General features: G+C 54.5%; 7 protein-coding genes and 1 tRNA gene. 5 read left to right on the forward strand and 3 right to left on the reverse strand.

The genetic code is table 11. The annotated features are described in order from the left end of the window. Positions 1 to 265 precede the first annotated feature (265 nt). Positions 266 to 1,144 carry a glycosyltransferase gene (locus C8N31_RS19955; protein ID WP_025046897.1) on the reverse strand — a complete coding sequence of 293 codons (879 nt, stop codon included), beginning with the start codon at positions 1,142 to 1,144 and terminating at the stop codon, positions 266 to 268. A 240-nt stretch (positions 1,145 to 1,384) separates the two neighbouring features. Between C8N31_RS19955 and C8N31_RS19960 the strand changes: the two genes are divergently transcribed. Together C8N31_RS19960 and C8N31_RS19965 are read left to right on the forward strand one after the other, a co-directional pair. Beyond that, the gene (locus C8N31_RS19960; RefSeq protein ID WP_025046896.1) at positions 1,385 to 2,503 is read left to right on the forward strand and encodes an aminotransferase; all 1,119 of its coding nucleotides are present in this window, start codon (positions 1,385 to 1,387) and stop codon (positions 2,501 to 2,503) included. 111 nt (positions 2,504 to 2,614) lie between these two features. Next, the gene (locus C8N31_RS19965) at positions 2,615 to 3,286 is read left to right on the forward strand and encodes a CatB-related O-acetyltransferase (protein ID WP_025046895.1); all 672 of its coding nucleotides are present in this window, start codon (positions 2,615 to 2,617) and stop codon (positions 3,284 to 3,286) included. Here the strand turns inward: C8N31_RS19965 and C8N31_RS19970 are convergent, their stop codons facing one another. Beyond that, entirely contained in the window at positions 3,287 to 3,829 is a 543-nt protein-coding gene (locus tag C8N31_RS19970; protein WP_025046894.1) for a hypothetical protein, read from the reverse strand. Positions 3,830 to 3,921: 92 nt separating this feature from the next. Here C8N31_RS19970 and C8N31_RS19975 point away from each other — a divergent pair, with 92 nt between their 5' ends. The 3 genes from C8N31_RS19975 (at position 3,922) to C8N31_RS19985 (ending at position 5,471) form a co-directional block, all read left to right on the forward strand. Further along, complete coding sequence (locus C8N31_RS19975; protein ID WP_025046893.1) at positions 3,922 to 4,503, forward strand: Crp/Fnr family transcriptional regulator; 582 nt, start codon at positions 3,922 to 3,924, stop codon at positions 4,501 to 4,503. A 44-nt stretch (positions 4,504 to 4,547) separates the two neighbouring features. After that, positions 4,548 to 4,623 (forward strand) — tRNA-Trp (locus C8N31_RS19980). Positions 4,624 to 5,117: 494 nt separating this feature from the next. Further along, entirely contained in the window at positions 5,118 to 5,471 is a 354-nt protein-coding gene (locus tag C8N31_RS19985) for a DUF1330 domain-containing protein (RefSeq protein WP_025046892.1), read from the forward strand. Positions 5,472 to 5,996: 525 nt separating this feature from the next. Here the strand turns inward: C8N31_RS19985 and C8N31_RS19990 are convergent. Further along, the gene (locus C8N31_RS19990; protein ID WP_025046891.1) at positions 5,997 to 6,239 is read right to left on the reverse strand and encodes a hypothetical protein; all 243 of its coding nucleotides are present in this window, start codon (positions 6,237 to 6,239) and stop codon (positions 5,997 to 5,999) included. Positions 6,240 to 7,474: the final 1,235 nt, after the last annotated feature.

A 7,474-nucleotide genomic window follows, 5' to 3' on the forward strand; every position in this document is an offset into this window, starting at 1 on the left:
CAAGATCACTGAGTAAGCAAAGCCTGCCGCGTGCGGCGCCTTGTGGCGGTGTCTTTTCCCCTTGAGGAAAAGATCACGAGAGCAAGGTACCGGCACACAGGTGCTACTAAAAACAGAAGGCCGCTCCTCACCGGGGCGGCCTTTTGCGTTGGGTTGTGCTGTGCCGGGGTGAACTCCGATCTGCGGTGACCAACATGCGCCGCCGACCACCCGGTGTTTTCAAAAACACCGGAGCGCATTCTTTAAAGAATGCGGAGCGCGGGGATTACTGCGCGGCAGTTTGGTTTTCGGTCTCGCCCATGAACCACTGCTGCCGCGCGGTCCATTCTTCGCGCATTTGTTTGAGGTCGATACCAAACCGCCGGCCCATATAGCGGCTCAGGTTTTGCGGGTTGAATTTGAACGACTTTGTCCGCCGCCCGAAATTGCTCAATTCACTGTCGTTGTCGTGATGTGACCCGCGAATGAACATCGGGGTTTCTTTCCAGGTCAACGTGGGCATGTCGTGCCAGACCCGCATATGAGGAAACTCAAACAGCGACTTGGCGGTTTCCATATCCTGAAAAACCATCATTCCGGGCGCCCAGAAACGCGAAGACACCGACCGGATGTCAAGGCCGCTGTCGTCTGTCGACATGATAAAGCCGCGTGTGTAATCCAGCGCAGCAATTCCATCAGCGGCAAAGAAAGGCTGCAAGCCCGCAAAGATCTCTCGCGATTGGGCGACAAACTCTACGGCAACCGCATCGTCATCATCCAGCCGGTATTGCGCGATCACATCGCATTGATTGTCTTTGTAGCGCGGGATCACCTCAGACAACATCTTGCGCATGTCGTTGCCCTCGGGTTCGATCACCACCCGAAGCTGCGGCAAGCTCTCTGCCAACTCCAGAACGCGGGACCGCCAAGGATCGGGAAGCTGATCTCCGATTACGATCAGATGCAGGAAATCGGGATCGGTTTGATGGGACAAGCAGGGGATCAAAAGGTGCTCAAGCAAGAATAGCCGGTGATCCAGCCGGTGCGGCGCATAAAGCTGTGTGCGCAGGTGGTCCAAATCGTCGGCAGACCGCCGAAACCCCCGAGATTGGCCGGGATAGGACCATCTTGTGATGCCAAGCGTTTGAATTTTTGGCTCTGTCATCCAACCGGCCCTTGCGATTTCATATGGCGCCACATCTCATGGTTGATATCGCCATGCGGTGTGCACCTTTAGCGTACCACCGCAGATGCAGCTTCGCCAGCACCGATCTAAGCGATTTGAGGTGGCTTGCAGATGCCTATTCGAAATGCCTTCTGGCCAATCCTGCGCCAATGGCTTTACCTGCTCAGACAGTCAGTGCGGTCCATGGACCAGCACAATCTCAGCGAGCAGGGGGAAGCGATGCATATTGATCCATTTGGTGTAGAGATCTGGATGAACGAGTGGGAGTTCAAATGCGAGCTGAACCTGGCCGAAACATGTGTGGAAAGCCTGACGATTGAACAGCTTCTGGCTTTGTCCGGCAAGAATGCGTCTGATTTGTCAGACCTGCTTGATCTGAAAATGACCTACGGAGAAATCCGTGGATCGACGCGGCTGGTTCGTGCGATTTGTGCGCTTTACCAAAGGCAGACAGCTGAAAATGTGGTCGTGACCCATGGCACGATTGGCGCAAACATGTTGGTGCATAAGTCCATGATCAGCAGGGGCGACAGGGTCGTTGCCGTGGTGCCAACCTATCAACAGCACTACTCCATTCCCGCCAGTATCGGTGCTGAGGTGCATCAGCTGCGCTTGCGCGAAGAGGACGGTTTTTTGCCCGATCTGGATGCGCTGCGTCGTCTTGTGACGCCGCAAACCCGGTTGATTGCCATCAACAATCCCAACAATCCAACCGGTGCATTGATGGATCGTACAATGCTGGAAGAGATCGCACAGATTGCGCGGGATGCGGATGCGTGGCTGCTGTGCGACGAGGTTTATCGCGGGACGGATCAGCACGGCGGCGGCATGACGGATGCGGTGGCTGACATCTATGAAAAAGGTATCTCCACGGCGGGGATGTCCAAGGCGTTTTCTTTGGCTGGTTTACGCTTGGGCTGGATTGCCGGACCCAGCGAAGTGATCGAAGCGGTGTCGATCCACCGCGATTATGACACGATTTCTGTGGGCAAGATCGACGATCACTTTGCCGCACTGGCGCTGGAAAGCAGCGACCGCGTACTGGCCCGCAGCAAAAAGATCACGCGGGATAATCTGGCGATTCTTGAGGCCTGGGTGGCGGGCGAGCCCAAGATCGCTTGGGTCAAGCCGAAGTCGGCCACGGTGACGCTGCTGCGCTATGATGTGGATATGCCATCGGAGGCGTTCTGCATTCAATTGCTCAAAGAAACCGGCGTACTTCTGACCCCCGGTTCGGCCTTCGGAATGGAGGGTTATGTCAGGATCGGATTTGCCAACCCGCAAGCGGACCTGATCGCCGGTCTTGCGAAAATTTCGGACTTTCTGGCGCGGCTTTAAGGGCTATTGCACTGCTCACGGGGCAACGGATAGAATGCGCGGAATTGATGGAGGGTGACATGAACAAGACCGGGATCTGAGCGTTAACCGTACTCGATCAAAGGAATTGTCATGCCTGACCCAAACGACCTGCGTCCGTTTCCGGCGCCTGATACCTCTCATCCCGTGAGATTGCCCGATGGCAGCCCGCATGCGGGCACCGTGTTCCTGAATGCTGTCTTGGATCACCCAAGGTTCGTGGTGGGCGATTACACCTACGCCAGCGCCTTTGACCCGCCGAAAGATTGGGCGGCGCGGCTGGCGCCCTATCTGTTCGACTTCAGCCCCGAGCATCTGCATATCGGCAAGTTCTGCCAGATTGCCGCTGGCGCTCTGTTCATCACATCCTCGGCCAATCACCGGTATGACGGGATCTCAAGCTATCCGTTTGCGGTGTTTGGCGGTGGCCCGATCGAAGGACGCCCTTCCATGCCCGCGCCGGGGGCCGATACGCGCATCGGCCATGACGTATGGATCGGGCAGGGCGCGCGAATTCTGCCCGGTGCGGATATTGGTGACGGGGTGATCATCGGCGCGGGGGCGGTTGTTGGTGGTACTGTGCCGCCCTATTGTATTGTCGGCGGCAATCCCGCTCAGGTTCTGCGCCAGAGATTTAGCAAGGTCGATGCCAAACGATTGCAACAGGTTGCATGGTGGGATTGGCCGATTGATGTGATCCTCGCGCATGAGGCTTTGATCGTGGCGGGGGATGTCGATGCACTTGAGGCGGTTGCGGTGGAATGATCAGTCCCGCTTCAAGCGGTGAATGCCTTTGACCACTAGTGCGATGACCATCAAGAGCACTGCGGCCGTTGTCAGAACCGCTTTGCTGACAGAGGCGGCAGCGGTTGCATGGACCAATAGATCCGGCACCGTGGGCCAAGCGAGAATCATCGATGCGATCCCGAGGTTTTCAAGGTAATCGGCAAGCGCCGCCGCCCATGGCAAAAGTGATGCGAGCCGGAGCAATCGCAGTGGCATCGCTGCGCCGAACCCCCAGCGGATCGCCGTACCAAGGCACAGGGCCAGAAGCGGCGGATAAAGCAGATCAAGCGGCAGTTGCCGCATTAGATAATACTGGCGGCCTTCGTCGCCCAAACTCTCAAGCAGGTTGTGGGCCTGCACAGGGTCATACCCCATGGGCCGCAAATCAAAGGGTACAAGCCCGGCGATTTCATGCAGATGTGGCAGGGTGATCTGGGTCATAATCAGATAGACCGCCAGCGCGGCCAATCCGAACTGCCACGCACGGCGCCCGTGTTGGGTCTGCGAAATATATTGCGTCATTTGCCAAGCTCCTCTGAATGGGCGATCCTTGGGTCATGTCTCTAAACCGTTGGCGATTTGCCTGCGTTAACATTTGATAATGGCTGCGCCGAATGGATCTCATTTCGTTTCTGACACAGGGTGAAACCCCGATGCCCCGCGCCGCTGCGGCAGAATTCGCGGCGCTCTGGGCCATCAGGCGCGTGTTGCCCGGAACCCCGCTCAGCCATCAAGGTGAGGCTGATACTTCGGAGTATGTGTTGCTGAACGGCAGGGCGGACCTGACGATTGGTGATGCGGATGGGGCCATTGCCTGTGTCGGGCTTTTTGCCGGCCCTTGTGTGATCACGCCCAACCTTGCCCGAACCCGCGATGGCAATGCCTATGCCACGCTGGAGGTGACGGATGAGGCGCTGATTGCCGAAATGGACAGCGAGACCCTGACCGAGCGGATGTTGGTAAACGAAGAGATTCGCAATTGGGCCAATGCCGTCCTACGACAGGAGATACAGCGCAAGGCGGACCGGGAATGGGCGCTGGCCTCACTGAAAGGCGCGGCGCGGCTGGCATGGTTTCGCGAGAGGTATCCGGAGCATGAAAACGGCTTTGCCCACGGGCTGATTGCGTCGTTTCTGGGTATGACGCCTGTCAGTCTCAGCCGATTGCGCAAGGAAACTCGATCCGGGCGACATTAGGCTCTTGATCCTAGGCCCGTTTCCGACTACCCAACCCCCGGCGTAGGGGTTTAGCTCAGTTGGTAGAGCATCGGTCTCCAAAACCGAGGGTCGTGGGTTCGAGTCCCTCAGCCCCTGCCACGCAATTGAATGACTTACGAGATTTTCATCCGAGGGTGTCGGATTCCTTGTGAGTTCTGTCCAAATCTTGACGTAAATCGCAAACATATCTCAATGATTTCTTTTTTGGTGCTCCAGCAACCGGAGAATTCAACCACAGAGGAATTTGCCATTTGGGGCTGACAGATTTGGATAAGGCGAGTCGATAATCGTGGATTCAATCCACCATTTTTGGCAATATGGCTACATCGCGTATTATCTACCCCGATCAGACGCGGTTGGAGATTAACCTCGCTCCGGTGGGGTTTTTCTTTTTTGGGCAATTGTTGAAAATGGGTGTCTTCTGAAACCACCTAGGGCTGGTGATTAACTCCACTCTTGGGCAGGATTTACCTTTCCTGAGCCGCAACAGTAGAACGGTCGAAAAGTCGTCCCCGAACGACAGGCTGCAAAATCTGGCTACAGTAGTTGTAATCTAGATGTTAACAAAGTGTTGAGAATCAGAGAGAGACTAGATGGCTGTTACTGTCCTTGCAGAAGTCAAAATCAATCCCGGCGCGACTGAAGAGTTGGCCGAGTACTTTGAAGTGACAGGTCCACTTTTAGAGGCTGCTGGTGCACGCATCGTTTCGCACCTGAACATCAATGAGATTGTGATTGGGAAGAACTCGGCAAAGTCCATGTATGTAGTTGAGTATCCTAGCCGTGAGGCTGTTTTCCAAGTGTTCTCAAGCGAAAGTTATAAGAGCATCATCCCTGCGCGAGATGCGGCATTTGATCTTTATCAGATCAGTATCTGCGACTCATCTGGGCCGGATGCTCTTTCTCAGAGCGAAGCGCCCGATCCGCTGTTGGAAGCGACGAAGTAGAGCGAAGACTCTTGTTCAGGGTCCTTTCCGATCAATTTGACCAGTGAAACGCCGCCAGCAAAGCGGGCGGCGTTTTCGGGCTTGGAATGAGTCGCTCTGTAAGGGGATGTCTGCGCCCGGAGGTGATTGCGAAGTGACCGATTGAACCTCCGCGTACCAATCCTCGGCCCCACCCTGAATCGTCAAAATGCAGCCACACTAAACAAGGCCTACAAGGGGAAAGGTACCAACGCAACTTGAGCCATGCTGAGCTTAAGCTGGAGGAAAAAGGGGACGTGTTTGTACCGGAAAACGGCGGGCCAGCTGGAGAACGATCTGGTTTCCCTGGGGATGATGGTTGGCCGAAATTATGCCGACAATGAACTTGCCGGCACAACAGTATCAGTTATCCCCAGATTGGGGCAGCGGTATTGCCGTTTCTTGACTGGAAAACAAAAGAAAACCCCACCGATACTGGGTGGGGTCAGTCTAAGATTGTCAGAGAGCTTACGTTCTCAAACCTATCAGTTGCTTGTTAGCTGTCAATCAGCCGTCCCCAAGCTCATATACGCTAGCAGACCAGCTTAATGGGTCTTCGCCCTCGCCAAGCAGGAACAATGCAACCCGCCCTGCTAATGTGACTTCCTTACTTGGGGTTACCAACCCCATCTCAACCATGTCCCAAGCGCAGTTGGGATAGTAAATTTCACCCGACCAGACCCCTGTTTCGGAATACTGGGCGCAAGCCTTGAGCATATTGATCTGGCACTCTCGCTTGAAATCACTCATCAAATGGCTACTCCAAAATGCGTACTTTCTAGCACAAGTTGTAGATTGCTTCAAAGCTGGAAACAGTGGGAATTAGTTACAACATCTCCCCGGCAATGTGGCGTTAACGCGACACGTACAAATTTCGTAAGCGATTGACAAAGGCTAGAAAATACAGGCTTGCTGACGCTTCTGAATCGGAAGCATATGAAAATGCACATATCTTCACGACCTCCACCTGCCAACCTTGGGAACACCACTAATTGCCAAACGTCCACAAACTGAATGTCGAGCAGAAGCTCAGACTTAACTTCACATTCCGACAGCCTCTCGATCCTCGAGGTGTTGGTTTCTTCTTCAACAGGGAGCCAACAGAGACTGAGATTTCTGCTTTGGAAGGCGTCATACGCCAAATGGTTAACGACACAGATGTCCACAACGCTATTTCGGAAGGCAATGAGGCTGCCAAAGCTGGAGGACGAGTTGCAAAATGTCGTTGTGAGAGTGCGCACTTTAACCCAAATGAAGGCTACTGGATCTGCAATACATGTGGGCGGCGAACTGATGGCTGAAAGTAACAGAACTGGTGTCTAAACTTTCTATCCATGACCTATAGCGCCCCAACCATTGCCTCGCCTGCGGTGAAACCTTATCAACCCTGATCCGGTCGGAATATCCACCGGGGCAAAAGGACTTCTTTGCGGGCATCAAAATTCAGACATGGGAATGCTCGGGCTGCGGCGACCACCAGATTTAGAAGGTGAAGTCGGATCAGTTGCTGGCGCGTTGAACTTTTGCCGCAACAGTATAACGTCGGAGCCGTCTCAGCAGGCGGCTTACCTCGCCTACCCCTAGCCCGGATTGGCGAACCCTGTAGAAGTTTGCTGGGACACCTCATTGCTTTTACCGGCCTTTTAAGCCGCAAGGAAAAGACATAGGTAACAACTTGTCCCGGCAAGTACTTGCCCTGCCGTAGCCTGTTCGCACCATGTGCGGCATTCCCTGTAGGTACTTGCTGGGGCACCAAGTCCAAGCTGGAACGAGCATCAATTGGGCAAAAGACGGAAGGGAATACCAAATGACCGACGTCACGGTCCGTTTGACAGTTTCAAAACGATCCAGACTTGCAGCCGCTTTCGCACTTGAGGCAATTGCCAAAGCTGAACCGCCCCTTGTTTGGCGGAGACCCAGAAGTAAGGATACTGGGTTATGGAAAAGAAGAACTTTGGGAAGAGATATCCGGACGAACTACGTGC

Source organism: Sulfitobacter mediterraneus, assembly GCF_003054325.1.
GTDB classification, from domain to species: Bacteria; Pseudomonadota; Alphaproteobacteria; order Rhodobacterales; family Rhodobacteraceae; genus Sulfitobacter; species Sulfitobacter mediterraneus.